This is a genomic window from Enterobacter cloacae complex sp. IR5450, assembly GCF_049238665.1.
In the GTDB taxonomy this organism is placed as follows: Bacteria; Pseudomonadota; Gammaproteobacteria; order Enterobacterales; family Enterobacteriaceae; genus Enterobacter; species Enterobacter hormaechei_C.
Map to the genome: position 1 here is coordinate 77,100 of NZ_JBMKIC010000012.1, position 25,709 is coordinate 102,808.

Annotated in this window: 27 protein-coding genes; 25 read left to right on the forward strand and 2 right to left on the reverse strand. The window is 40.4% G+C overall.

Going from position 1 to position 25,709, the window contains the following annotated elements:
- Positions 1–5: 5 nt before the first annotated feature.
- Positions 6–878 (reverse strand): hypothetical protein, encoded by an 873-nt coding sequence (locus ACOTYB_RS11755; RefSeq protein ID WP_000771834.1) that lies wholly within the window; start codon positions 876–878, stop codon positions 6–8.
- A gap of 179 nt (positions 879–1,057) precedes the next feature.
- Between ACOTYB_RS11755 and trhI the strand changes: the two genes are divergently transcribed.
- The 23 genes from trhI to ACOTYB_RS11870 all read left to right on the forward strand — a co-directional run bounded on the left by trhI (position 1,058) and on the right by ACOTYB_RS11870 (position 22,272).
- A complete protein-coding gene (gene trhI, locus ACOTYB_RS11760) occupies positions 1,058–2,842 on the forward strand; it encodes an IncHI-type conjugal transfer helicase TrhI (protein WP_000517885.1) in 1,785 nt (594 codons plus the stop codon).
- Between the two features lie 394 nt (positions 2,843–3,236).
- Positions 3,237–4,109, forward strand: coding sequence for a hypothetical protein (locus ACOTYB_RS11765; RefSeq protein ID WP_000041927.1), 873 nt, complete (start codon positions 3,237–3,239; stop codon positions 4,107–4,109).
- A gap of 57 nt (positions 4,110–4,166) precedes the next feature.
- A complete protein-coding gene (locus ACOTYB_RS11770) occupies positions 4,167–4,544 on the forward strand; it encodes a hypothetical protein (protein WP_000120822.1) in 378 nt (125 codons plus the stop codon).
- Positions 4,545–4,604: 60 nt separating this feature from the next.
- Complete coding sequence (locus ACOTYB_RS11775) at positions 4,605–5,582, forward strand: hypothetical protein (protein ID WP_000810361.1); 978 nt, start codon at positions 4,605–4,607, stop codon at positions 5,580–5,582.
- 57 nt (positions 5,583–5,639) lie between these two features.
- Positions 5,640–6,698: an ATP-binding protein gene (locus tag ACOTYB_RS11780; RefSeq protein WP_000063335.1), complete on the forward strand. Its 1,059-nt coding sequence runs from the start codon at positions 5,640–5,642 to the stop codon at positions 6,696–6,698.
- Positions 6,699–6,829: 131 nt separating this feature from the next.
- Complete coding sequence (locus tag ACOTYB_RS11785) at positions 6,830–7,003, forward strand: hypothetical protein (RefSeq protein WP_001176645.1); 174 nt, start codon at positions 6,830–6,832, stop codon at positions 7,001–7,003.
- A gap of 63 nt (positions 7,004–7,066) precedes the next feature.
- Positions 7,067–8,194: a DUF3150 domain-containing protein gene (locus ACOTYB_RS11790; protein ID WP_000174396.1), complete on the forward strand. Its 1,128-nt coding sequence runs from the start codon at positions 7,067–7,069 to the stop codon at positions 8,192–8,194.
- Between the two features lie 76 nt (positions 8,195–8,270).
- Complete coding sequence (locus ACOTYB_RS11795; protein ID WP_000762700.1) at positions 8,271–10,277, forward strand: VWA domain-containing protein; 2,007 nt, start codon at positions 8,271–8,273, stop codon at positions 10,275–10,277.
- A gap of 72 nt (positions 10,278–10,349) precedes the next feature.
- Entirely contained in the window at positions 10,350–10,571 is a 222-nt protein-coding gene (locus ACOTYB_RS11800) for a hypothetical protein (protein ID WP_000192120.1), read from the forward strand.
- Between the two features lie 113 nt (positions 10,572–10,684).
- Positions 10,685–11,917, forward strand: coding sequence for a DUF7146 domain-containing protein (locus ACOTYB_RS11805; protein WP_000220379.1), 1,233 nt, complete (start codon positions 10,685–10,687; stop codon positions 11,915–11,917).
- 269 nt (positions 11,918–12,186) lie between these two features.
- Entirely contained in the window at positions 12,187–12,708 is a 522-nt protein-coding gene (locus ACOTYB_RS11810) for a hypothetical protein (protein WP_001011130.1), read from the forward strand.
- Between the two features lie 78 nt (positions 12,709–12,786).
- Complete coding sequence (locus ACOTYB_RS11815; protein ID WP_000762003.1) at positions 12,787–13,665, forward strand: hypothetical protein; 879 nt, start codon at positions 12,787–12,789, stop codon at positions 13,663–13,665.
- A 69-nt stretch (positions 13,666–13,734) separates the two neighbouring features.
- A complete protein-coding gene (locus tag ACOTYB_RS11820) occupies positions 13,735–14,670 on the forward strand; it encodes a hypothetical protein (RefSeq protein WP_000691119.1) in 936 nt (311 codons plus the stop codon).
- A gap of 68 nt (positions 14,671–14,738) precedes the next feature.
- On the forward strand, positions 14,739–15,659 hold the full coding sequence (locus tag ACOTYB_RS11825) for a hypothetical protein (protein WP_000991697.1): 921 nt from the start codon (positions 14,739–14,741) through the stop codon (positions 15,657–15,659).
- 66 nt (positions 15,660–15,725) lie between these two features.
- Positions 15,726–16,664: a hypothetical protein gene (locus ACOTYB_RS11830; protein ID WP_000472041.1), complete on the forward strand. Its 939-nt coding sequence runs from the start codon at positions 15,726–15,728 to the stop codon at positions 16,662–16,664.
- 171 nt (positions 16,665–16,835) lie between these two features.
- Positions 16,836–17,792: a hypothetical protein gene (locus tag ACOTYB_RS11835; protein WP_000149830.1), complete on the forward strand. Its 957-nt coding sequence runs from the start codon at positions 16,836–16,838 to the stop codon at positions 17,790–17,792.
- Between the two features lie 263 nt (positions 17,793–18,055).
- Entirely contained in the window at positions 18,056–18,331 is a 276-nt protein-coding gene (locus ACOTYB_RS11840) for a hypothetical protein (protein WP_001004200.1), read from the forward strand.
- A gap of 44 nt (positions 18,332–18,375) precedes the next feature.
- Positions 18,376–18,966, forward strand: a complete 591-nt coding sequence (locus ACOTYB_RS11845) for a hypothetical protein (RefSeq protein ID WP_000578891.1) — start codon at positions 18,376–18,378, stop codon at positions 18,964–18,966.
- 7 nt (positions 18,967–18,973) lie between these two features.
- Entirely contained in the window at positions 18,974–19,231 is a 258-nt protein-coding gene (locus ACOTYB_RS11850) for a hypothetical protein (RefSeq protein ID WP_001371933.1), read from the forward strand.
- 73 nt (positions 19,232–19,304) lie between these two features.
- Complete coding sequence (locus tag ACOTYB_RS11855) at positions 19,305–19,841, forward strand: hypothetical protein (protein ID WP_000107167.1); 537 nt, start codon at positions 19,305–19,307, stop codon at positions 19,839–19,841.
- A 16-nt stretch (positions 19,842–19,857) separates the two neighbouring features.
- Positions 19,858–20,304: a hypothetical protein gene (locus tag ACOTYB_RS11860; protein ID WP_000549069.1), complete on the forward strand. Its 447-nt coding sequence runs from the start codon at positions 19,858–19,860 to the stop codon at positions 20,302–20,304.
- 90 nt (positions 20,305–20,394) lie between these two features.
- Complete coding sequence (locus tag ACOTYB_RS11865; RefSeq protein WP_000119428.1) at positions 20,395–21,357, forward strand: DNA replication terminus site-binding protein; 963 nt, start codon at positions 20,395–20,397, stop codon at positions 21,355–21,357.
- A gap of 9 nt (positions 21,358–21,366) precedes the next feature.
- On the forward strand, positions 21,367–22,272 hold the full coding sequence (locus ACOTYB_RS11870) for a hypothetical protein (protein ID WP_001198595.1): 906 nt from the start codon (positions 21,367–21,369) through the stop codon (positions 22,270–22,272).
- A 301-nt stretch (positions 22,273–22,573) separates the two neighbouring features.
- Here ACOTYB_RS11870 and ACOTYB_RS11875 read toward each other — a convergent pair whose 3' ends face one another.
- The gene (locus ACOTYB_RS11875; RefSeq protein ID WP_000795949.1) at positions 22,574–23,749 is read right to left on the reverse strand and encodes a tyrosine-type recombinase/integrase; all 1,176 of its coding nucleotides are present in this window, start codon (positions 23,747–23,749) and stop codon (positions 22,574–22,576) included.
- Between the two features lie 169 nt (positions 23,750–23,918).
- Between ACOTYB_RS11875 and ACOTYB_RS11880 the strand changes: the two genes are divergently transcribed.
- Positions 23,919–24,131, forward strand: a complete 213-nt coding sequence (locus tag ACOTYB_RS11880) for an Hha/YmoA family nucleoid-associated regulatory protein (RefSeq protein WP_001285422.1) — start codon at positions 23,919–23,921, stop codon at positions 24,129–24,131.
- Between the two features lie 360 nt (positions 24,132–24,491).
- Positions 24,492–25,574: a hypothetical protein gene (locus ACOTYB_RS11885; RefSeq protein WP_001232447.1), complete on the forward strand. Its 1,083-nt coding sequence runs from the start codon at positions 24,492–24,494 to the stop codon at positions 25,572–25,574.
- Positions 25,575–25,709: the final 135 nt, after the last annotated feature.

The following is a 25,709-nucleotide window of genomic DNA, read 5'->3' on the forward strand; positions in this document are numbered from 1 at the left end:
TTTAATTACTTGGCTTTCAATGTTTTTTCTGGGAAGCCTTTTTTACCGTATTCACCGGTAAAGAGGTAATAATCTTTTCCGTTGATGGAGGCTGCAACACCCCCTGGAGTTGTTGTATTTGGGCTATCAGAACGGAAAATGATACCCGAAAAATCAGCGCTTGTTTCGTTTCCTTTAAATGGGATGAACACATAACGAATTACAGCGTAATCACCAGCGGGAAGGTTTAGCTCAGGAATTTCGGTTCCTGTTGCGGGGCGAATCGCCTGAAAGCTGTACATTGAATCTGTAGGGAAAACATCAGCATCAGGCTTAGAGGGCAGATCACAGGTACTCCATTTATTGACGACTGCCATATCAATTTTACATGTGGCCAGAGCTGCTTTCTGTTTTTCAGGGTTGTATCCAAATGAGGCCTGAGTTGCTTTTGTATGCTCAAAAACATACTTAGCTCCCTCACGTACCAAACTTTCATCATTGTAAGGCAATTTTTTTGGATTGGGGACGAACACTAGGTATTGATTGACCTGGATGTATTCGGCGTCAGAAGAACTGTACAAAGAGCTGAGGCTCATGATCCCAAAACCTTTTAGACCGCCTGTTACGTAGCCCATCGAACTATTGATGAGATACTTAGAAAGAAAGTTGTCGGCATCCCCTCCAGGAGTAACCTCTTGCTCCTTAAAATTAACGTCGAAACCAGCAAACGAATAGGCATTCTTGGCGACAGAATCATTTGCATTAGCATGCCAGTACTGGCCGTGACTGTACGCATTCAGAGCGGTGCCTGGCGTAGTGCCGGTGTCACCGGCACAACCCGATAGGGAAAAACCAATGACGACAGAAGAGACCAGAGATACTAAACGTAAAAGTTTCATTTAAAGCCCTTTTTGTAATGTCTTTTGGAGATGGAACCATTATTCCATAGTCACGCGTTTCACAAACAACCTGATTGCATAAAAAAGGAAAAAAAGTGATTTCCAGTAGAACCAGCAGTACACAAGAAAAGCGCTTTTATAAAAATGTATAATTATTAAAACGAAGTAATGAGGTTGAAATGGGTAAGCCAACAGAAGAGCAAAGACCTGTTATCGAGAATGCTAGCGCAAACAATATGGTGATAGCAGCGCCTGGATCAGGCAAATCGTTCACCATGATAGAAGCGGTTATATCGATTCTCAAAAAGTATCCATATGCAAGAATCGGGATGGTGACCTTTACTCGCGCTGCAACAAACGCACTTGCAGCAAAGTTACAAAAGCGATTGAGCAAGAAGGATCTTGACCGGGTGCTGGTGGATACTTTTCACGGACTCGTTAAGAAGCAACTGGACATGATTCGCTGGCCGGGAAAGATGTTGATAGGGCCAGCACAGAGATCTGTCATTCACCGGGCTTTGAAAGAATCCGGTGTAACGATGAAGTTTGCTGAAGCTGAATTCGTTATTGATGCTATCGGCAGAGAAATGGATACGGATGTGATTTCAGTTCGGCATAACAGACAACAGATCCATTTGTTTAATACCTATCAGGCGTTATGCCAGAAAGACCATGTGGCGGACCTCAATGCTCTTTCAAAATTTGTTGTCGGTCAAATGCATTCGGGAAAAATGCGCACGTTAGATTTGACACATTTGATAGTAGACGAAGTTCAGGATACTGACTCTATACAATTCTCATGGATAGCATTGCATACAAGAGCTGGAGTCTATACGAGTATAGTTGGAGACGATGATCAGGCCATCTACTCCTTCAGATCCTCAGGAGGAGTCAAAATATTTCAACAGTTTGAAAAACACTTCAGACCTAACATATTTTACTTAAACACATGCTTTAGGTGTGAACCTGAAATTTTAGAGGTGGCCGGAGCACTGATAGGAAAGAATGTTTACCGTTATGCCAAAGAGTTACGCTCGGCAAAAAAGGGAGGGGGAAAGGTCACTTTTCGTTCATATGTAGATATGGAGGAACAGATACAGGGTATTTTAAGCCTTATAAATCAGGATCCACATGGATGGGCAATTCTAAGCCGCAATAATGCTCACTTGGATGAGCTAGAAAGTTTGATCGAACAGCCAGTAATTCGTTACGGAGGTAAATCATTCTGGGATGAAAAAGAAACAAGCGATGTGTTAAGCCTTATGGCCTTTTTCCGACAATCAAATGATCCTCGCTTAATGAAGAGAGTATTGGCATTGTTTGGAGAACAGGAATCAGTTTTGGATGAAGTGGCATTGAGTATGAGAGGAAGAAAAGTTACTTTTGGCGACCTTGCCATCCCGGAGGACAGTTCTCTCGAAACAAAAACATTACATTCAAACTTCGTGCGCTTTACCCAGGAAAGTTCTGATAAAGTTGAGATAGCAAAACGTTTCGCCAACCTTACGAAATGGATGGAATCGTCGTCAATCAAGATGAGGAGTAATAAAGGTACAGCAACCTTAACAAAAATTGCTTTAGACACTTGTAAACAGTGGGCAGAAAAGACTGGTTGGATGAATATGATAAATCGTGCTGCTGCAATGTCATTAGGCCCTAGGAAGAAGGACGAGGAATACAGCCCAGAGAAAGTAGTCCTATCAACCTTGCATGGTTCAAAGGGTCTTGAGTGGAATAAAGTAATAATAATGAGTTGTAATGCGGATCAGATACCAAGTAAAAGATCAGTTGGGGAGGAGGCAATAGAAGAAGAAAGACGTTTGCTTTATGTTGGATTTACGCGTGCAGAAAAGCAACTTTTTGTAATGTGGTATGGTGATCCTTCTTTCTTTTTAAGAGAATGCAGTGAAGAAAAGATAAAAGAAGCAGCTAATATTCGAATTTCTCCACTTTATACAGAATAATTCGATATGGGCATTTACTTATGCTTAAAGCTATAGTATAAAAACAATGAGCTTAAATATCAGCTCCCAAATTTGAGTAACTTTGCTTAAAGTTACTTTCGCGTTAAGCGTTGATTTAGCCGTGAAAAGCGGCCAGCTTAAACAAGCTGTAAGACACCACCGGCAAAATGTCACCTTTGTCGCTGGTGCACTTCCCATGCCTGCAAAAGGCAATCTGAATTTACCAAACCGTAACTAATTTAGCTCCTCCTGGGGCTATTTTTGTTGCGTACTTCTAATGCCAGATAGTATAAATCAGGCGGTTCATAGCTTACGGGAGATGAATGACAGGCTTTGCCTTCGTGTTGAAACAAAAATTTGTTTCTTCCTTCTTACTATATATAGGTGACCCCAAATGTCTAAAAATAAAGCTCGCAGTAAAGCCCTTCATCAAACCTTTAGTGAAATTATTCCAGAGATGGATAAGGCGCTAAACAAACAGCTCTTAGAAGTTCTGATGAAATATACAGAACGTGATAATGAACTGATTGTTATTTTGAATGAGGACGGCCCAAATATCATTGAACTTAAGTCTCTTAAGCCTGTGTCTTTGTTGGCCGAAAAGCTTTCTGCTTATTCAAGCTATTATCATGTGGATGTTGTGGAGCTCGTGGTCAAGAAAATTGATTTCGAAGGAGCTTATAAGCTTCTTAAAGCTTCCCCAGATGTACCACTTTTTAAAAGCTTAACTGAACTGGATAAATATCTTGTTGAGGAGTTTGAAAAATACGGATTAAATTCATTTCTTGACGTGGATAATCTGGATTACTCACTTGAAAAAGCCAGTGAACTCAAAAATGAGCAGTTAATAAATTGGGTTTCGGACATCATTTGCAAACGTGAAAAATTAACTTTACGTAAGCGTTTTGATGTCGCAGTAAAGGCCCACTACGAAAATGTAGAAAAAATGTATGATACCATTCGTCCGTTAATGAAAAAACTGGGTTTCCCAGAAGATCTCATGACGCACACCTTTAGTGAGTTAAGCGTTTTTGAAACTAAAGGATGGGACCATGCAATAAAATCGAAAATTGAGACTCTCGCTAAGCGTGAAACTCAATATTTAGATGATGCGGCTAAAGCAGAGAATCGACGTCTTGTAACAGAGAAGTTGGAGAACTCTTTAGCGATTGCACCAACTAAACCAACAAGAAATTGGTTACATATTGCCGGAATTGCCTGTTTGGTAGTCTGCACGTTCATGTATGTAACTAATAAATTTATTTAATCCTGTTAAGGGGGAACCCTAACGGGGCTTCTCTTTGAACAAATCGAGGAGCGGAAAATGTCATATCTTGAATATATCAATGAAGTAAAAGTGTCCGGGATAGTTATCAGTGCTGTGGAGAAAAAAATGACTGACCAGAGTATAGGTTTGTTAATAAAGCTCAAAAATAGGATGAAGACAGAAGTTGATGGTGAAATCACTGAGAGAGAATTTTCAGTTCAAATCAAGGTGTCGCCTGAAATGTATTCAACCTGTTTCACTGGTATAAATCAGGGTGATGAGTTGATGGTCTCCGGTTATATTGTTGTCGATACTATTATGATTGAAGGGAGAGAACATCCTCTTGACTACATGAGAGTGGTAGCAACAAGTAAGTTGGCTCACATACCTAAACCTCTAAAAGGTTTTGGACAAAGTAGCTTTAATCAGATCTGACATTAAACCCACCCTAAAGGGGAGAAATCCCTTCATGGGATTTCTCCTTTTGGAGTCCCCATGAAACAAAAATTTAGGGCTACTGCAATAAGTAGTAATCAACTTAGTTTTTTTTCTATATTCGATATAGATGAAGATGAAATAACGCAAATAGTTGATTCACCCAAAGAGCATTTAAATGATGCATACACGTCCGGATTAAACTTTAAATCAGATGAAAGTAACATTTCTGAGATAAATTATGATTCTGAAAGGCGTGAAAATCACCTTTATGAAAAATCCAAATTACTTAAAAATCAGATTTTGCATACAATTAATTTTGCAGCAGAAACAGATTATCTATATTCGGTTGAAGAATATAACCCAGATTTGGGTGGTCTGGTAATAGAATGGACCCCTGAGGATGTGTATGTTGTTTTTCTATCCGCTATGGAAGAGTCTTTGGAAATCATTAAAGAACTAGTGTTGAGGAGAAAGTTATTCTTCAAAGATGACAATGGTAATATCACAGTGAATCCACTTTTAGAAGCTGAAACACGGTGGTATATGTCAAAATCATTTGAATACACTTGTTTATCTCATGGACTTGATGCATGTGAATTTAGAGCGGAATTAAAATCATGGCTCTATTATCATTCGCATCGTTCGATTAGTGAAAACACGAAATTAGCTGAATGCAGGAATGATGATGAAATCATTTTGCATGATTGCAATGACGATATGGGCTGGGACATCTTCTTTGATCAGGATTATTTAATGTCAGAAAAAAAACTGGCTGTTAAATGGACTGACAGGGAAATTATGGATGTTTACATAAAAGCTTTTAAATCCACATTAGAGTTGTTTGACGAGCTTGTTTCATGTGATCTGTTAACTAAACGAAACGCTTTTGGCAAGTTAGAAATAAATCCAATATTCGAAAATCATTTTGAATGGATCATGTCTGAAGCTTTTGAAATAGTGGGAAATCATCTTGGTTATAATGTGCCTCAAATCAGGAAACTGATGGCAACTATTTGCCAAATGAATCTCAAATAAAATGCCACTGGCAAACATCTGCCAGAGGGCGGTGTTTGCATTTTACCGGAGTTAAAAATGTCTAATGCCGCTATGAAGTTAAATGAAACATCTTCTGATGCTTATGAAAAATTAGAAGCTCTTCTTTCCCCGGATGTTATAAAGTTAAAACATTATGTGGATAAAGGTGAGTATCTTTTAGTTCTAGCAAAGGACCTTTTTGGTATTCCAGAAATGGATCCAAAGATGGCTGTGCCTGTTTTCAAAACTAAAACCTCGTATCGAGCTCCGCTGAACAAAGACTACATACCAAATCCCCGAATACTTGAACAAGTGGTTAAACTGCTTATCAGTCCGGATATAGATTTAAGTGTGTGTCTTAAAGGTGAGTCCGGTTCTGGCAAGACTGAAATGGTAATGTACATTAGCCACATGATGAATTGGCCGCTGACAATTAAGCAGATCAACAGCAATATTCGAGTTGATGAGCTTGAAGGTGAGCGCAGTCTTAATGGTGGTAATACAGGTTTTGTACACAGCGATTTGGTAACGGGATTTCGTAATGGTCACCTCATTCTTCTGGATGAAGTGGACAAAATCGATCCTGATACGGCAGCAAAACTTCACATGCCCATTGAACGTAAGCCCTGGTCACTCAGTGCTAATGGTGGTGAGGTTATAACTGCTAATGGCTACACGCGATTTATTGGTACTGCAAACACAAACATGAGTGGAGGCGCTCGCCGGTTCGTTTCTTCTCAACGTCAAGATGCAGCTTTTATAAAGCGGTTCTTGATAGTTGAAATGGAGAAGCCCGACAAAGTTGCTTTAACCAATGTGCTTACTAAACGATATAGCTCTTTGCCTTTTCAGGTCATTGAGAAGTTCGTAAGAGTAGCGATTGCAGTAAATGACTCTGGTACAGAAGACAGTGTGATGGATATTCGTCAATTAGTAGCTTGGGTTGGCACGTCGATGACGTTAAAAACCTTTAGTCTTCTTGACACTTTCAAAATAGCTTTTGCTTCTGCTTTACCTTTACATGTGGTCGATCTTGTTCTTCAAGCTATAGATCTTTCTCTTGGCGAAGACAAGGATAAATCGCTGGAGTATTTCACAGCAAAAAAGTCGAGTTAGATGGGATTTGTTATGAAACCTCTGATATTTGTATCTCAGAGTTATCCCATCTTGAATTTAGTGCGTTTTTAAGTACGGATGGTGCTGCTACCATTGCTATAGCAAAAAACGGAACTAATTTTACTGGACTTATGCAACTGAATAACGACTATTCTTTATTGTTTTATCATGATGGTAAAATAAATATGGAAGGTCTAATTAAAGAAATGGAATTAAAAGGTTATATGTATCAGGGAGCAATGGGCAATGATGATGTTGCCGCTGAGTTTCCCGGTATTCTTTTAATTGCACCAGAGAAGCTTTAATATCAACCCTATCGGGAAATCTTTCCCGTTGGGGAGGGTTTCCCCTTTTTTTTGGAGAAACCCATGACTTTAAATACTTCAATGCTTAACAAAGTATCTGCAAAACAAATCTCTGAGAATTTTGCAAAATCATATCCAGATTTACTGGAAGGTGCAGTTATAACAAAAATTGAAATAAGTGGCTGTCAAGGATCGCGTCGAACCGATAAAATCGATTTGTCTTATGATGGAGATGATATTACGGATCAAAAAAGCGTATCTAAAAGCGAAGTACGTTGGATTGACATAAAAGCCCTTAGCTTCAAAAGTACGATTACCAGCAGAATATCAACCCTTTGCTCACGCTTGTGCATCCGCTATAGCAATATGTGGATTTTACCAGTTTCCAGTATGGAAGAGTTTCTGGAAGGGGCCCAAGAGATTGAACGAGAGTTTCAGGCAGGTATTCAAAACGTTGTAGACAATTATGAGATGCATATTGAGGCTGAAAAAAATAGAAGCCCAAGAATGTCTTCTTTGATTGATCAGTTGAAATTAACTAAAGATGATTTCATAAAATCCTTTAGATTTAATATTGCTCACTTTATTCCTTTTACGCCTATTAGCGTTGAAGGTGATGAAACCCAGGACTACTATCAGGAACAATTGATAACAGATCTGGCAGAAGAAGCAATGAGGGTTTATGAAAAAATTAGTAAAAATAATAATTTGCGCTCAAGTACTATTGACCGACTGAAGCAAATGCAAAATAAGATCATTAGCTTCATGTTTATACATAAAGAGGCGGCAGTACTTGCAGAAGCTATAAAACACATAATGAATAATTTACCTAAAGGTGCCATTTCTGAACCTCGCGACGTTGCGGTGTTACAGCAGTGGTTTTATTTCATGAGTGATGCTTCAATGTTAAAGCGTATTATTTCAGGAGAGCAAAAGGTTACTGACTGGTTGGAATCTATTACCAGATCATTTAATCAAAGCTCACAAACAGAACCGAACGCGCTACAGAACACAGGTATTGAAGCTATTTTAGATTCAACAAATGTGTTTCAGGTTGAACCTGTCGTAGAGAACGATATAAAAAACAGCACGTTTTCAAACACTGATTCTGTAGCTGAACCTGAGAAATCAGTTTCGCAACAGGAAGACAATGCTGAAAATGGTTTTGATATCGAGCTCAAAGGCTGGTAACTGTTTGCTTTATTAAAAACCCCAGATGGGTACTTCACCATCTGGGTGAGTACCCCTTTTTATAAAGAGGTATTCTATGAAATTAGATCTTAAATCATCGCCGCGCCATATTAAGCGTTTACAGAATATAGCAAAAGTCATTAGCGGCTTAGGCGATGTAAGAGTTGTAATAGACGACAATACCAAAGGACCGTATTTTGATCCTGTCAATAAAGTTTGTGTTTTACCAAACGGCGATTATAGCGATGATGACTTTGTCAGTCTGATTGAAGGTTTTACCTGTCATGAAGCTGGTCATGGTCGCTATACCGTCAGTGAGGTTTACAGTGACGCCTTTAATAGTGTTCTCATGTCATCTGAAGGGTTTACACGCTTCGATGACGGAATGAATGCAGAGTTTGAGAGCCTCGCTGAGAAACGTAAAGCTTATAGCAGGGCAAAACGTCTTACCGGGCTTATAAATCTGTTCGATGATGTACAGATGGAAGAGAAGGTTGGTAACGATTATCCGGATGCAAAGCGGCGGCTTGCAGCCACTTACGCACTGATGGTTAAAGCCGGAAGGATGACTCCTGATATATCTTCTCGTCCGGAAAATCCTGTCCTATTTATTGAGTGGTATCTGCTTAACTCATTGCGAGTAAAAGTCCTTCAGCAGGTAGGTCACAAAGAAACCCTCGATCCGTTTTTTGACTATGCCCAAAAGATACTTTCTCCAGTAATTTCTGATGTTGAGGAAATTTTTCATGATGCTCTTGGTTGTGAAAATACTCAGGGCTGTGAATCCCTTGCTCGTAAGACCCTGGCTCTTTTAGAGAGACTGCGGGATGAGGCAAAGGAACAACAGCAGCAGACAGAGCAGGAGGAGCAGGAGGCATATGATGAATCCGAGACCGATACCGATACCGAATCAGAAGATAAATCGCTTACGTCGACTGATAGTCGTGAGGATGATTCTGAGGACGATAGTGAAGGTCAGGCAGATACTTCCGATAACGCTGATCTTGCTCAAGAGGGATGTTCTGAGCCTTCAGAACTTGCTGAAGATAACGAGGGAAATAATGAACCCACCGGTGGCAATCCCACGGGTGATAACATTATTGAAGACGATACTGATGCGATTAACCCTTCCGAGAGTGAATCAGATGAAGCCAGTTCGACTAACGTTGAAGATGAAAGTAACTTTTCATCGGCTCAATGGGAGATACTGGCAGATTTGTTGGATGCCTTTCTTAGCAGTGATGAGGATAGCGAAGATTATCACGATGCTTTGGCTAAAGAGATTGAAGGTATTGCATCAAAAGTATCCGATGACGTGAAAGCCGAATTCGGTGCTTCTGAATGGGATATCCCTGATCTCCTTATCGATTTGAATGTTTACAATGAGGCTTTGTCTCTGAGTCATTCAATCGGTAGCGACTTGTCTGTTTTACAGCAGGTTAAAATGCGTGGCCGAAACAAAACTCATGAGCGTGGAATTACCTTCGATGGAAATCGATTAATTCTGTCACAAATGGGAGTTCGTGATGTCTTCAGAGCTCAAAGCGAATCTAAAAATAGAGGGCATGTTGGCCTCGTATTAGTTCGTGATATTTCAGCGTCAATGGCTAATGATGAAAGATATATTCATGCCATTAAGTCAGATCTTGCTTTATCGATGGCCGCTGAAAGTTTGTCAAAAATGCATGTCTCCAATATAGTTTTTCCCTTCAAGGAAAGTGAATTTGAGATTATCAAAACGTTTGATCAAAGCGTTGAGGAATCTCTATCGAAATTCACTCTTGGATGTAAGGGTTATTATACCCCTACGGGATCTGCTTTAATGGCAGCTGTTGATCTGTTACTTGACAGCCAATTCGATAGGAAAATAATTTTTCTTATAACTGATGGTTATCCGAATAAATCGGAATTTACTATCGTCGAAGTTATGGAAAAGGCTAAATGTAATGGAATAGAAATCGTTGGTGTTGGTATTAAGACTGATGAAATAATTGGTTTTGAAACGGACACTTTCGTAACAGTTGATGATACTTCTTTATTGTCTATTGAAGTCAGTAAGCTAGTTCATCAAATACTTTCTTAATAAACTCTACCCAATCGGGGCAAAAAGGCCCCGGTGGGTCTTTTTGCTCCATGAAGGAATAAGGAGCAAAATATGACTCAGATAAAAACTTACCGTGTAGAACATGAAAAAGTCGGTGCGATGCATAAAGTCCGTATTTTCGGACGTGTTGGTGAAGTTATAAGCAATGATAGCCCTCAGGAAAGAATCTTCCGCGAAGTCACTATAGCGGAGGGTAATAGCCAGCAGGCTGCGTTACTTGTAGATAACTACATACAGCGTCTTGAGAATAATGGCTTCACGACTGAAGCATAAATGTTGAGGGCCCCCGGGCCCTCTTTCTTAAATTCTGCGTTGTGGGTTTCTCCCTGTCTTCTGCACCGCAGAAGGCATTGAGAAACTCACAATGCCAGATAAGAGAGATCATCATGACTTATGCATCCCCGGCTCTTCGTCGTAAACCACAGGAAGTATCTGAACACTTTATTAAACTCGTTCATGCTCGAATTGCTGAAGTGTCTGGCTGGAAGTATATATTCGAAAGAATACCTGCTTTCAAAGACGCTTGTGCAAAAGCCCCGAGCCAGGTTCCTTGCCCGTTTACTGGCGCAGGGAAATCGAAGTTTCGTTTCCGACAAAAAGACCTTTATACCGGATGTGCGATCCATAATGACTTTCCGGTAAATGAGTTTTGCGACGGAATTGATGTTCTGGCGAAATATTATGAATTAAGTAAAACGCAGACTTGCAAAAAGATTCTCTCAGATTTTTTCGGGATGGATCTGCATGCTCCGTTAACTGACGCCGACATTGAAAATGAACGACGCTATAAATCAGCAGTTCGTGCCACAGAAACTCTTGACCGAGAGGAAGTGGCAAAGCGAATGCGAAAACTTGATGTGATGTATCACTATACCGGTGAAATAAAGCCTAATACTCCTGTTGCTTTGTACCTCCGTAATCGTGGGATCTCCCGCTTACTGAGTCACTTACCAAAGGATTTAGGCTTTAATAACCGGATCTACTATTGGGATAAAGATAAGCAGAAATCGATTATCTATCCGGGAATGATTGCAATCTATCGTGACACCCGAGGTCGGCCTCTGACTATCCATAGAACATACGTAGACAAAAACGGTGATAAGGCACCTGTAGAAAATCCAAAGCTGATGATGAAGCCTCCTGCCGATATGACAGGTGGCTCAATTCAGTTGTTTGACCCTCACTATGATTCAGGTAGTTCGACCTGGACACTGGGAGTGGCTGAAGGGATCGAGAATGCGCTTTCTGTTGTAGAAGCGACTTCAACACCATGCTGGGCAGCCAGCTCCGCATGGTGCCTTGAAAACGTTACTGTTCCTGATTTTTTACTGCCTCCGCCGGATGTAAAATATATAAACTTTTATATCTGGGCGGATAAGGATATTGCTAACTCACAAGGCACTCGTGCCGGTATCGAAGCTGCTCAGCGACTTCAAAGCCGCATGGTTGAGTTTTTGGCTAAACGATATCCCGCATCAAAGCTGACAATTGAAGTCTTCGAACCAGCACAAGATATTCCTGATGGGAAAAAGGGTATCGACTGGAACGATGTTCTCCAGTTAACAGGGCAGGATGGATTCCCGATTCACTGGGCTCCTGAATGTCTTAATCAGCTGTAACAACGATAACTCCCCCGCATTTTGCGGGGGGGGTTATCTTATCAATATTATTTTTTAAATTGTATTGATAAGATAACCGCTTTCCTTCGTGATAATTACCTGCCTTTAAGGTCTTTTCACGGCTGAGATGCTTGCTCAGTTAAATAAATGTGCGGTACTACTGGCTATGGTCGGTTGTATGACATGGTTATTCCATAAACTATTAAAACCCATAACGGGAGTATTACCGTTATGGTGATGCTCGTCGTTTTACATCGGAGAGCATTTTAATGAATTTTCAAACTAACGAAGTTTTTAATAAATTTGCTGCTGTTATAAAATCGCGCATCGTCAATGAACCATCGTCATGCTATTTGCTGCATGATAATGAGATAGATATAACGATTTTGAAACATGGCATATTAGAAAATGACAGAAACCTGTTGTACGTAGTTCGTCCTTCAGGAACGTGTTTGTTGCGTTGTGACAAATATTTCTATCCGAAATATTATCTTCGTTGCCGTGGAGATTATAAGTCATTCATATATGTCCATCTTGATCTACATAGTGGTGAAGCTAAAGAAATCACATGGGAGCAAGCAGACGATATGCTGTCTAGTCCAGGAAAACCCCCATTAAAAGGAAATCTTGGACGATTTGAGTATATAAAAGTTGTGGTTGAGGACCTTCGTATTCGAGGTTACGCTGATTATCTTCCTGCGTATAATCTTGATGACCTTCGCCGTTTTGCCTTACAGGACGACCGCCCATCCCTTGTCAGATACATTGACAATGTAATGGCAACGGTCTGATTGGTTGCTAATTGATTTACATATTTTCCCTGATGGCCAACCTGCATCAGGGAGGCCTCAATAACGACTGGAGGCTGTATGAAGTTAGCTACGGACCTGGTAAAAGCTATTTTGATTAGAAATGGTGTTGAACCAGTAAATATAAGCGAATCATCTAAATTATCTTTGAAACAACCACTGACAGAACTTAAATTCAGTTTATATTTGCGAACTGAGCATTTATCTCACTTCCTACCCGGTTATGTTTATTCTATAAAAGAATGTCCACTGTCATATGACATCGGGATCGAAATTCAGAAAATCTTCGAAAGTTTACATTTGTTAAACGAAGAATTTGAATCCCTCGGTTTTGTTTCTGTATGGATAGAAATGCATCAAAGCATTTTTGAACAAAGTCGGTTTAAGAAAAGTAACTTTACTTTTCGGGAGGAAGAGGTCGAGCTTGCTAAAGGGCTTGTTTGTTCTCACAATTCACAAATAAGTAATGCGGCTTATTTCTGGCTTCAGCACTTTGAGGAGTTTATGATTTATGTTCGTAATAAGCTTATCGACCTCTTTCGAGAGGCCTATGACCTGATCCTTGGAATGCAGCAAGTATTTTTCATTCGGGAAAAGGAAGAGCTGTTGAAAACTATAAGTTATGGGGATGACCTGTATGAGGTGAAATTAATGGCGGCTGAGCTTTACTCTATCGAACAGAACTTAAAGTGTTCTGAATCGATAAGTACAAAATCTCAAGCTTCGGCATATATTAACCGCATCCGTGAGTTTGTGCGTTCGGGGTGGAGGCAGGGCTATATAGTCTGCCATCATAAGCGAAGTAATCAAATCTCATCATTGTCATTACCGATGTACTTGAAAGATACGTCAGGCCGAAGTGCTCGAAAGCGAGTAAAACGTCTTATATCTTCTACAGTTTGTGGTAGAAATAAAGATTTAGGTCTTACAGATTTTTAATTAAATTATACCCATGTGGGGATCACACCCCATATGGGAGTGATCCCTTTTTTATTGAGAGAGGATCACATGAAAATTATCGAAAAAATCATTAATGCCTTTTTGGTTGTTCAACATAAAAAAATACAGGTTAAAAACATTACATTTTTAGACAATGGGCAGGGCATGTTCTCTGGTATGTCTTTTGATGCTGATGTTTCACTGGAGTTTATGTATGAATCAGCAAAAGCATATAGTTCTTGTTTCTGTGATATTCCCTTTCCAGGTTTTGAAGATGCAAATCTGGAGGAAATTACGAAATTTCAATTAGATGCTTTGAAGCAAAGAAAGAATCATTCTTTCATTGTTAACCATTTGAGGTTTCCTATAGTTTTAAGGGAAGGGTGCAAAATCGAAAGAGGAGAAGTCTATTCAATTTCGAATTGCACTTATAATAAAGAAAGATTGCAGTATCTTTTTTCTCAGGATATTTACGGTAAGTTGTATAATTCCTTAGAGAAAGAATTAAGCTCGTTTTTCTCATTTATCAATGTTGAGGTGCACGAGTTGTTAAAAGATGCTGTATGCTTTGCATTAAAAATCCTGAATAAGATATCTTTGGATACACCTGAAAGACTTATTAAAGCTTTTAATTATCGTGACTGGTATTGTAGTTACGATGTTGAGCTTTTTAGGAAAGGCTTACCTGGTCATATTCTGGAAGAGCTCATTGCTCCAGATATCTTACTTTCAGACCTTAACGGTTGTAGAAAAATACTTAGAAATGCAAAACGATTTCTAAATGGACATACAAAAACCAATTGTGTTTATATTAAATATGAATGGTGGTTGGGGCCTGTGGATACCTCACACTCAGCTAAGTTGATGTCTGACAAAGAAATTAACAACCGAAGTGACTTGAAGAATTTTTCAAAGGTCTTTTTCAAAGAGTGTTTAAGTTCTGGTAAGTCGGAATATGAAAACCATCTTAGTGAAAAAGAACATGCGCTTCGCTACAATTATTAATTAAAATTATTTTCTCCCATAGGGATTTCTCCCTTTGGGAGAAATCCCTCTATTAAGAGGGTATTTAAATGAATGCGATACAAAAGTTAGTTGAATCTATTCTTGTTAAAATGGGTTTTGTTGGCGCTGTAGTGGAAAATATATATTTGGATTCAAAACCATTTCGGCATATTCGATTTGTGGCTGATATTCCAGTAATATCTTTTCTACCTCATTTGGTGAAATATCTTAAGGGCGCAGACCATCTTTACTGTGGTAACGATGATTTGCATCCTCTTTTCATTTATTTTTCCGAAGCGGCTACATTAAAAGCAGGCCCTGTAAATCTCGCGAACTTTCGTTTTGAAGTTTCTATAGCTTCAACTCATTTACGACTGGTCTCAGAGCAGCCTGATTTGCTTATCAAAGGATTTAACCGGGATAATCTAGAATACGTTTATTACCGCTCAGATTTGGCCTCTAAGGATCTTATACTAGGCCTTGTTGAACACGGTTCTCCTTTCATAAAACATCTACATGGACTTATACAAAAGCGAATTTTAAACGAGTTCTCTCTGATTTTTTCTGTTCTTGAAAAGATTTTAGAAAGCGCGAAGCCACAAATTCTTGCTTGCTTCCATAGTGTTGATTATGAAATGAACGTAAAAATAATAGCCGAAGCTATACCTGAAACTGTATCTAATCAGATAGTCACATCTGATTATATAGTTAATTCTATATCAGATGCGGACAAGTTTATAAATCATGTTCGTCGCTATTTAGCAGGCAGGGTAATGAAGAGGCGGATATACGCTGAATTAGATGTTTGTGAAGAAACATCAAATATTTCACTAGTGAACTTAGGATGCTTTACGTCTCCTCTGCTCGTTACGGAATATCAAATGTTTAAGCCACACTCTTCAGGGTTATATCGAAAAGCTATAAACAACTCCTTAAAACAGTTCAAACCAGAAATGCATGTACCTTCTGAAGAACTCTTTTATAATTAATCTAACCCATCCGGGAACTTGCTTCCCGGTGGGAAGCACTTCCTTTTTAGTCATGAGGTAGTGTAAATGTTTAAAGAATCTGACCACGTGGAATTTGTTAGTGCCTTTCTTTATCAAAATTTAGGCCTTAATGTTCCCGCTGACGATATAACCGTTCAATTATCTGATACTTCGTTCGACAAAGTAACCTTTGATTACGATGTAGATATCGATAATTTAAATTGTATGTTGGATCTCTACATATCTGAACTAATAAAGCACAACGCATCTTACTCCGATTCTATTCTTTTGAAACAAAAAATAATTTATTTTCTTGGAGTATTTAAGAATTTCGGATTTTTTACGTTTGATATTCGCGGATATAGTAATACTTTAAGCCCAGTTAAAGTTATTGATATTGTTTCAATGATTATTAATGACTGTGAAGAGTTATCTAAAGCTAATTCTTCTACTGATGCTATAAGAAATCTTTATCTCGATAAAATGAAGGTGGATGGGAAAGTGTTAGTTGCGAAATTTGCACTTAAACAGTTTTTTCATTCCGACTTTGGTGACTTTATCTCATTTGTCGAGAAAAGAATTACAGATTGTCTTAATGAAACTTTAAGGATTATCAAAGCTGTTGAACATGGCTTTGTACGTGTTGGGCAGCATAAGATTAATCGCCGTATTAATGATGACTTAAAGTTATGCATTGATTTCAATACTGATGATTATCCGGCAAATATGCCAGATATATATATTAAGTTTAACGATACATTTGATGGGAACGGGGCGTTATATTGTGACAATGATGCCCTCATATCCCTCTATACCGATGTTGCTTCAATTATCAATGTGCCGGTGATGATGGAAGTAAGATTGATCAATAAAAGAGGGCGTGTTGTCTGTGATTCTTCGCATTCAACTTACGTATCTCTCGAAAGTAATGACCGATACAGAGTAACTGATCGCACATTACTAATAACTGAAGCTTTTGACGATTTTCGTAACGCGTCTCAATGATCCTTTTGCTTCAGTCCAAAAAAGTAACTTTGGTTGGCTGAAGACACTTGTCTATGACAATGTAAAATCTGTCGCTGGCATCTTCTTTTAGCTTAACCAAACTTTTATCTAACCCAGTGGGGAAGTCGCTTCCCTTCTGGGGCACTTCCTCTCAAATTTGAGGTAGTGTATATGACACATTCATCTGATGATAAAAACTATGTCCGAGCAGTTCTGAGCTATCTTGGCATAGATTTTGATGAGGCGGATATAGTATTAAGTGTTTGCCATTGTCAAAGTGACGAGCTTTCTTTTACCTGTAATATCAAAGCTATTGAACTCAAGAATGCTGTTGATTTATATGTCGATAGTATCTCTGAGAATGAAATAGAAGCTTTAAACAGAGAATCTTTAAAATCTCGACTCTGTTACTTTCTTGAGGTGTTTGACGCAGTCTCTGGTCAGTACCTTGAGATTTCAGGAAAACACTTTGCAACTAGCCGTTTTGAATATGATGATGTTTGTAGTGAAGTTCTTAGCATGTCTAATGATGTTTCTCAGTCGAAAGGTTATGACCGGGATGAATATAACAGACTGATGCAGGTTGATGGTCAGGTTATGATTGCCCGTTTTGCTTTGCAACAGTTCTGGGATACTCATTTTATTGGACTAATAACATTTGTATCTGAGTCTATAACATCGAGCCTCTATAAAGCTTATGAAACTTTTAGTGATATAAGTTTGGCTTGCTATAAACTGAGTGAATATTCTTATTCACGCTCTATCAACAGTGAATTGACCCTTAATATTTCACTTAAAGAAAATGACTTCTGTGAGGACCTATCTGATTGCTATATGGAAGATGAGGCTTTACCTTCTGGTAGGGTAATTTCTCGACGCAACAATGACTCCATAATAAGTATTTATGAGAGCTATGCTGCGGCTTCTTATATTCCGATGATTGCATCTTTGGAAGTCGTTGATGAATACGGCGAAGTGGTTACTGACCTCTGCCATACCGTTTATGTTTCAGAGTTAACCGGTGGGCGGATTAAAATCCACGACCGTAATGACTTAGTATCTGAAGTTTTCGATAACCTAAGAAATTTAAATCTTGCAGTTGGAGATTCAGTTTCACAAGCTGCTTGATTCTTTCCCTGATTTTGATTTTTTCTCACATACTCTTATGGCACGGTTTCCGTGCCTTTTTTTTGCCTCGCTTACAAGCGTCTACTCCTCTTCTACCTATCCCACCTTACATCACCACTTAAAATCTATCTTTCTAATTCCATTATCCTTTTCGTAGCCTCTAATGCTCTGGTATGAACATACTCTTTAAACTCAAAAAAGTGCTATTAACGAAAAAAAATCCCTAAAGAGATTTGTATACTGTTCTCAACCAAGGAGAGCTCATGAATGAACTAAAATCCAAAAACGAGAACAGTACCAAAAGCAACTTTCCCCCGGTTGATAATCAGTTTTGCTTTTACCATGTTGATTTCAGCATAGAACGACTACTTTCAACGGCCGAGGATCTCCAGTTTGAGTACATCTTCCAGAAACCTGGAAGTGAAGTAAGAAAGGATTTGGTTGAGCGATTCGAACGTGGAGAGCGCTTTGTTACAGCTTCACACTGTGACAATTTCTGTGAAATCCTTGGTTGTCAAGGCCATCAGGAAAATGCATAAACCCATAAACCTACATTTCCACTTTTAAGGATGTTCACTAAAGAATGATTGGAGAAAGTATTTTTGACTGGGTAATTTACGGAATATCCATTTTGATATTTGCCTCAGCACTAATTGAAGGAAAGACAACTCGCTACCCAGCACTTTTTTTCTATGGGAGTTTAATTTTAATGTTAATCCTGATAGTTGCTGGAGGCCTTAACTGGTGGTTCTACAGGTCAAAATATGGCGCAGTAATCGTTATCTTCACAGTGGTCTCTTTACTGATGACTCGATTCCGCCTGGTCATATATAAATTAAGATTAAGAAAGTTAGTTTCAGAAATCAGATTTCGTATAAAAACGGGTTTTCGTATAATTCTTGTTTTGTCGGATAATGAGGATGAGCGTAATGTTCTGCTGTCTATGCTTAGCAACGTATTGCCAGAGCAAACGCTTATTCACACGCGTGATGCTCTCGGACCTCATTCAGAGCCTATCCTAAAAGCTCTTGAGCTACATCATCAACAGGGAACAGGTTACATACTCGTCTGTGAACAACAAATCTCAGCGCGTACGTGGTTGAGTATCGTAGAAAATGGGAAACCTGATACATCTATAGCTGTTAATTTTCATTCGATCCCAGAAATGGAGTGATTTTTCAATGAGTAGAACCGTTTCACAAAGTGTCACAGAAGATTGTCTTTTTGATACCCGCACACAAGTCAGATTACAACTAAGTCGAAGCGTTCATAAAACGCTGGCATCTGCTAAAGAAATTTTACAGGGAAGGGGGGTTGATTCGGTCTCTATTGAAGATCTTGTGCGAGCCTGTCTTGAAGAGAACCAGCCAATTGATCTAGCCTCACTTTACCTTGAAAATCTCTTAAAACAGAAAGGTACCAGCATTTGCGATTTTTAGTGTTTTCAAACCTATTAGATAAAATGCCGGTTGTGTTTATATAACATCAATAATTTCATGCAACAGGTAAAACATGAGTACTCAAAAGCAACTTTCCAGAACTACCGGCACTGAACGTATGTTTAAGGAAGAGCTGGCGTTATCCTTAATTTGTTGGGTTTTCACCAGTCCTTTTACCAACTGGACCGATAAAGTCTTCAGTGGTATTGAAGTTCCGTCTGAAGGACCGTCATCATTACGGGGTGAGACAGAAAAATTCTTTCGTTTTGTCGTTAATGAAGAAGGCTACGACGCAGGAAGGGCTGCTATTGGTCTTGACCTATGTTGTTTTTCACTTCCGTTGTGTTTGTTCCCGGACGCTGCCCTGTCTGAGGAAGAGGTTATGAGTAAGTTAACCGGAGAAGTTATCCATGGAATTCTTCTTTCCTTACCTGAGTTTATTGATATGCCAGAAGTGCTCGCTTACCAGGTCAGGGATGAAATTCTTGCTTTTAACACTCGCTGTGGAGACGGGATCTTTCATGGTTGGAACACGGCTTCAGAATTGTGGAAGTTTGAAATCTTTCCCCGCACCACCATCATGATGCAGCATACTTCGGCAATACATTAAAATTAGGCGGGGCAGAATGCATAAAAAACTTTTTCTTCTCGAATGGAAACCCTGTCAGAGCCGCGTATGGGCCGGTTGGATGGCCCTGTGGTTGACTATCAGTTTTCTGATGTTATCTGCCTTGCTTATGACAGATCATCTCCTGAACAAAGTCATCCTGCCGCCAACATGGTTGTTGATCTGGTTTTCGCCAATGCTGGGGTTTTTGATAAAAGTTCGCGTCGTCGAAACTCAACATTTCCTGGAGCATGACCTCTGTGTTGCAGGTTTCTCTTTTTACCGCTGGAAGAGGTTAGTTTCTCCCGGGCTTTGGTCAGTTGACTGTATAAATGGTCGTTTTCGCCTCAATCGGATCACCCAGGTGGGTAAGACTATCCACTATCCATGGCGTCTCCATTATCATCCTTTGTTCATGAGCCCTATCGAACATAAATCGCATGCTGTGAAAGCTGTTTCAAAATGACTTCTTTAGAGGTTTACATGACATTTATGTTCTGCAAGGTCAGCCTGGGCAGCAAAATTGATTGGAAATAACATGAGCCTGGAGAAACGTATGAGTTATGACGATTTGCCCTATTTTCGTGACCAGATTCTGGAACGCATCGACTCGCTCAAGTGTTTTCTTTCGAACACCCCCCCGATGATGGCAAACCTGATGACTGTCTCCACCGTATCTAGAACAGAAGAGCGCTTGAAGCAGGTTAAACCCATCAGGGTTAGTATTAAAGACGATGCTTCGGTTGAGGAAATTATTCAGGCACTTACTGACATCTGTGTGGATGACATAGAGTCATTAAGTCATGATTCCACCAAAGTAACCACTAAATACCCGGGTCTAATCATTGTCCCCGAAAGAGCAGATCTTCTCGAAAGCTTGATCACTTCTATAAACGAAGCAAAAAATGATTTTGCTGCGGCAATGAGGCGTATCGATAATAAAAAGAATGTCCGTTTTGATAAAGTGCACAAGAAGCTCCCGGGCCTTGTCGCTATGCACTCAACAAGAAATATCCTTTTCATCAAGTCCCAGCTTAAAAAAGTTACTTTTTCATGGCGGCTAAACCGAAACCAGGAAGTTAAAACAGCAGAGCAACTTGTGAGTTTGTTGGAGCGCAGGAGAGCCTCAGAAGTAAAAAATGTAGCAACTACCAATTTGAATGTCGTGTCTAATATCGATAAGGCTTTACACCGTCTTGAATTTCACCCACTGAAGCAGGGCGAATCTTATCGCCTTTGTCGAACTAACTCTTTCCCTGTTCCGATTGCTCACATTTTTGCATTTAGGCCTGAAGGGCAGGAACGAAACGGGAATAAATATGCTGAGACTGATTATTCAGTAGTAAAAGCATCCTTGCCCATTTTCGCAGCAGGCAACATACCTCAATTAAAAACGCTCTCTGACTGGGCTCCTGAAAACAGCCAGGGTCCGTCCAACCAACGGAAGCTGAGCCTGAAATATACAGAACTCGTGCCGGGGGCTGAGCTGGGCATTTTCATTGTCAGCCCCGAAAATTAAGGAACAACAATGCAATGGATTTCCACAGCCAGCCAGAAAATCGATGAGCGTCTCTATCGTGTCTGCGTCTGGGTAAAAAAATATCACGCTGATGCGATTAACCGCGTTGTGCTAACCGTTGATCTAAGTAAAGCCCGACATGACCCTGACGAGGACCAGGTAAGAGCAGAGCTGCTGTGCGGCCATTATTTTTTGCTTCGTAAGGAAAACGCTTCGAACTCTGCGCCTGACGATCAAAAGTTTGCTTTCCTGCCTGACGGGCGCAATCTGTGTTGGCAGACCGCAACCCCGGTGCTTCAGCATCTCCTACTCAATAAAAACGTTCCTGAGTCGCTGAGGTTGCTTACGGACTACATACATATGCGTCTGGCCAGGCTGACAATGGTACCTATGTCCGGAACCATCATGAACGAGGCTCTGCTGGACAGCATCAGCTGGGTTAAGGTGGATTTGACCTACTTCTGGCAGTACGAACAGCTCAGCTCTCATCTGGGACCCATCCAGATAACCCACAAGGCACTTGTACGCTTCGGGCACCTGGCAAAGAATGATGAAAACTCCAGTGCCATAAGAATTCTGCGTCAGCGTCTGTCTTCAGAATTCTTACAAGAATTTCAGATGGCTGAGGATGAGCTAAAGCGCAAACAGTCGTTGATGGGCACCATGGACGTGAAAATGCTGTTTCATGCTCATTACCCCAGCCAGAAGATGCTGGTGGCTCGATATAAAAATGGTTGGGTAATGGTGGATTGTTTTCTGTTTCACCATACCAAACCTAAGAAAAAAGCAAAAAACAAAACTACTGTGGCTAAGCCTCAACTTAAACAGACTAAAAGAGAAGGGAGTGAAAATGGAACTGGGCATTATGGTGTGCATCGTGTTGTTACTCTCAGTGGCGGCGGCGTGGATCAGTAATAAGACAGTTGATTTGCTCGAAAGATTCTATTTCAAGCGTCCGCTGAGCATGGAGTACGCGGCATGGCTACGTGTAATGTGTGCAGGCTTGTTATTAGTTTTTATTCAGGTTGCTCCCCAATTTACACTCCTGTATACCCTTAAACTTGTCACGCTTATTAATCTTGGAATCCAGACAATGAAATTAAATGGCGTGTACAAATATAAAAGGACGGGAATTTTGCCTCCGGGAGGGGCACTCTCTAATCTCACCAGACTTAACCCGTTCAAGAAAAAATAAAGTTATGCGCCCGTGAGGGCGCTATTCATCAAAGGCATTTCGCATAAGCTTGATCATGGCTTTTTTACCAGCTTCAATATTGCGAATGTAGCGCATAACCATTTCTTCATTCGACCAGTTCCCCATTTCCATAATCTGTGGTAGCGAGTAACCTTCAATATCCAGCTGTATCGCACCGCCTACACGAACGCTGTGCCCTGTCCAGTAACGGGTTTTAGTCTCATTTGGATAAAGCTCATTCCACATTTCTTTAAATGCCCGTAAAAGGGAATTTTTGCTGAGCATACCGGCATCGTCCACAGTGTCTTCCTCATCTTCATCGTTCAGAAGACTTTGTTTAGCACGGTAGGGCAGGTTATGCCGTTTAAGAAGCTCAGATAGCTCATTCCCTTTACTCCGAAGCTTCCAGCCGGGTGGCATATAGCCTGTATCATGGAAATTTACGGCCTGGAAAAGGTATTCATCCGGATGACTGTGCTGATCCATTTTCACAAGGTTCATCAATCTCAAGAGGCAGTTAGTTAACTGACGTGTCAGCCGGTAGGTAAGAAGTGTACTGATGTTCGTTTTTGTACGGTATACCGTCAGGTTAAATTCACCGGTCATACTATCCAGAGACAGATCTTTCAGACGTATACGGCGAATTTCGGATGAACGGAGCAGTGTTTCAAAGCCTGTCCAGATCAGGCACAGGTCACGAAGCTTACGAACTGAGTTTGTAGTACTGCGTAACTTTATCAGAGCCTTGAGATCGCCAATAAGAAAGGGAGTTGCCTGTTTAGTCGTCTTTCGCTTCCGGGCTTCCGATTGTTTTAAGGCTTCCAGCATGTACCATGCTTCAGACGTAATAATCCCGGGCAGGTTAAGCCCTTTTTTATGGATACTGTTTAAGGCCTGAAGACAGCTGTTTATGCTGCTTCGTGACAATTTGCCTTCAAGATGCCCCATAAACGCCAGCAGAGCTTCCTCAGACACGGGGAGCGAACTTACTGGCCAGTCTGTATGCAACCGGGCATTCGCCTGATACCATTCGTTCCATACTCGTAGCCAGTGCAGATAGGTTTTAGCTGTGTTGTATCTCAGATGGGAAAAGTAACGGATCAAGCGTGAAAGCTGTTTATCATGGTTGCCGAACGTTTCCAGCTGCTGATGCAATTCGCTTTCCGAAAACTGTCTGATCACTGATTGATTCTTCATCCTGCTCACCGGGATACACTGGTTTTATTTACAGTCATTTTAGCACTCATGTACCTGGTTATGAACAGGGTGGAAACAACGAAAAAGGTTGTGAAATCGTTAGGCTTAAGTGAAAAATGATATTAAGATTATCCCTGGCCAGTTGAGGCCTGTCTAAAGAAGGTTGATTATGTCTGACACAAAGCAGTCTTATTTAATGAAATTCCGTAAGTGTAGTTCGTTCGAAACGCTCGAAAAAGTATTTGAAAGGTTATGTGAAAAAAACTCGGGTGTCGCCTCTCTTGAAATTTCTGGTGCTTATGATCATCGTAAAGCTGAACTGACAATGAAAAAGTTATATGACAAAGTTCCTGCGAGTGTGTGGACCTTTGTTCGCGAGTAATTATTGATATTGGCACAACAAAAAGACTGTGTCTGGATTTGAAAATAGTTTATGCCCCTTTCGGGGCTAAAGGCACTGTAATAGCCTGTCTTTTTAACTTTCTTATTAAGTTCGGAGAAAGACTTTAATCATAAGCCAAGCCCACTGCTAAATACATCCGATATTCTCCTTAATTTTAGAAGTTGTGATAAAAGTTACTTTACCTAAACTTCTCTCTCCATATTTGTAAGGCTCTCATTTGATTCTTGTCAAACATTAATCTGGAAAACTAAAAAATCATTTCTTTTAATTCGTTTTACAGAAATCCTCCTCCGTTATTTCGGATATAGTTTGAATAATTATCAAAAACGGGGTGCAGCCATGCGTAAGAGTTACACATTTGGTATTCCATTTGGACTCCAGAGAGAATCAGGACTCTTTTTAGATATTACAGAGGTCAGCCGGGGTATCGACTGTAACTGCATCTGCCCCGCTTGCAAAACTGATCTGTTAGCAAAGCAGGGGGAGGTCAAGCTTTGGCATTTCTCACACAGTACTGCTGTAGCCGGTGACTGTGATGGTCTGATGGAAGCCATCCGGGGAAAAATTATTGAAGTCATCAACGAGCACCAGGTTCTTGGTTTCCCAAATCTTCTCGCTGGCGACGATGGTGGGCCGGTTTCACTGAATGAGGTTATTGGAAGCGGCAGTATGTTCGGAGGCACAGCTGATCTGTTCGTAAAGGTTAATGATTTATGTGTGGCCGTCTTTCTGGACAGGGATCGTAGCATTTCTGCGAAGTTAACCTTTGACCACCTTCATCCTTCCGAAAGAGTTGCCGCATTGCGTATCGATCTTCCAGATATTGAATATGAAATCAGTCAGGTGCAGCTCGGGCGACGTAAAACAACATACAGTGAGTGCATTGAAAGCCTGATCATTGATGAGACCAGTTCCCGGGAATGGCTATATCATCCATTAATGCATGAACTTGAATCTGAACCTCTTCAGGAGTATCGGGGACGGGAGCCTTCAGAGGAAGGGCCTCTTCTTCAGCGCCTTGCTGACTGTAAGATGAAATTGCCTGATATCCTTCCGGGCAGTCATAACGCGTTAGTCAGGTTACAGCAGGATACGATTGTATGTCTGTGTAGGTTAACGGTTCGGGCTTATGACATCGCTCAGACCGATGAATTTCCTTTGTTCCTTCGCTATTTCAGGTTGCACTGCCTGGAAAACAGCGAACATGTCAGTTACGAAAGACTGATCTGCTGGCAGGAAATGATTTCAAAAACCCAGGAAGGCCAGTCCTTGACACAAAACGAACTTGAATATCTTCATGAGATTGTCCGCATCGCCTTATACAATCACCGGCTTAACAATGTCAGTATTTCAGATGTTAAAAACCATGACACAGGAAAGGAGAGCGGCAGGGTAGAGCCACAAAACTATTCACTCTTATAAATAAATTGGGCTTTGCGCATTAAACCCTTGCCGCAGGAGGTGTACCGCATATCCGGCACAGACAGTCAGTTTTTCTGGCAGCTTAAATTTGACACAGCTTAATATAGTGATTCATTAAACAGGTTCAGTATGCTG